This is a genomic window from Streptomyces phytophilus, from assembly GCF_013870535.1.
Classification (GTDB): Bacteria; Actinomycetota; Actinomycetes; order Streptomycetales; family Streptomycetaceae; genus Streptomyces; species Streptomyces phytophilus.
Map to the genome: position 1 here is coordinate 1 of NZ_JACBXC010001384.1, position 1,524 is coordinate 1,524.

At 70.9% G+C, this 1,524-nt stretch carries 2 protein-coding genes; one reads left to right on the top strand and one right to left on the bottom strand.

All coding sequences use genetic code 11. The features are described from left to right. Positions 1 to 58: 58 nt before the first annotated feature. Positions 59 to 1,156, top strand: a complete 1,098-nt coding sequence (locus tag H5J30_RS37575) for a phospholipase D-like domain-containing protein (RefSeq protein ID WP_309505701.1) — start codon at positions 59 to 61, stop codon at positions 1,154 to 1,156. A 57-nt stretch (positions 1,157 to 1,213) separates the two neighbouring features. Here the strand turns inward: H5J30_RS37575 and H5J30_RS32600 are convergent. Then, positions 1,214 to 1,524 (bottom strand): PucR family transcriptional regulator (locus H5J30_RS32600; RefSeq protein ID WP_181791273.1); only part of this gene is annotated, 311 nt, incomplete at its 5' end.

Here is a 1,524-nt window from a genome sequence, read left to right on the forward strand (position 1 = left end):
GTCCGGTGCTTGTTCGGGGAGCCGGGCGGTCGTCCGGGGTCGGGCCGGTGGAGTCTAGGTGCTCACCCAGCTCATCGCGCTCATCGACGCCACCCCCGCCGGCCAGACCATCCGCGCCTCGGTGTTCGAGCTGGAGGACGCGGCCGTCGCCGACGCCCTCATAGCCGCCCACCGCCGCGGCGTCGCGGTGAAGCTGATCGTCGACGACAACACCCGCGACAAGGGCAGCGCCGCCTGGACCTCGCTGCGCGGCGCGCTGGGCACGGACGACACGAGGACGTCGTGGATCGTCGTCTGCGACGACCGGTTCGAGACCCCCGGCCAGGACAACGTCCAGCGCGGCTGCCTGCCGACCCCGCCGCCGGGGCCCGCGTACAACCACAACAAGTTCTTCGTCTTCACCAGGGTCGGCCCCTTCGACGACGGGACCAGCTACGACAAGGTCGTCTTCCAGTCGTCCTCCAACCTCAACGACTGGTACAAGAACGAGTCGTACAACGACGCCGTGACCTTCACCGACGCCACGGTCCACGACGGCTACGCGAAGTTCCACGAGGACCAGCGCCGCCTGCGCCACACGGCGGGCGGCGACAACACGTACTACTGGTCCACCCCCACCGGCTCCCGCTACCGCGCGTTCTTCTTCCCGCGCGGCGACTCGAACTACGGCAACCCGGCCACCGACACCGTCGTGGGCGCCCTCGACGAGGTGGCGTGCGCGTACACCGGCACGGACGGAAAGCGGCACCAGACGGACATCCGCGTCGCCATGTTCCAGTTCCTCGGCTCCCGCAAGCAGGTGGCCCAGAAGCTGGCGCAGAAGCGCGCGCAGGGCTGCTGGGTCGACGTCGTCTACAGCGAGGGCGACGCGACGGTCGAGGGCATCCTCGACGGCGCGGGCATCCAGCGGCAGTACTGCAACTTCACCAACGGCCCGGGCATCGACGTGCGTACGCACACGAAGTTCTGGCTGCTGGACGGCGACTACAACGGCAGCATCACACCGCGCGTGTACACGGGCAGCCACAACTGGACCGGATCAGGGCTGCGTTCCGCGGACGAGGCGATGGTACGGATCACGAGCGCGGACTACCACGCGAAGTACCTGTCGTACTTCTACAAGATCCGCGACACCTGCAAGGCCCGTACGCCGTGAGCCGCCCGCGGCCGCGCCGGGGCGTGCGCGCCCCGGCGCGGCCCGCGGGGGTGCGCCCTACGCCTTGAGGGCCAGCCACAGCTCCATCCGCGTGTCCGGGTCGTCCAGCGAGCGACCGAGGATCTCCTCGACCCGCCGCATCCGGTAGCGCAGCGTGTGCCGGTGCACCCCGAGGTCGGCCGCCGCCGCGTCCCACTGCCCGTGCCGCGACAGCCACGCCCGCAGCGAGGCGACCAGGTCGCCGCGGCCCCGCTCGTCGTGCTCGCGCAGCGCCCGCAGCGTGCCGTCCGCGAACGCCTGCACCGCGTCGTCCGCCAGCAGGTCCACCACCGAGCCCGCCGTGACGTCCTCGTGCTCCACCAGCACCC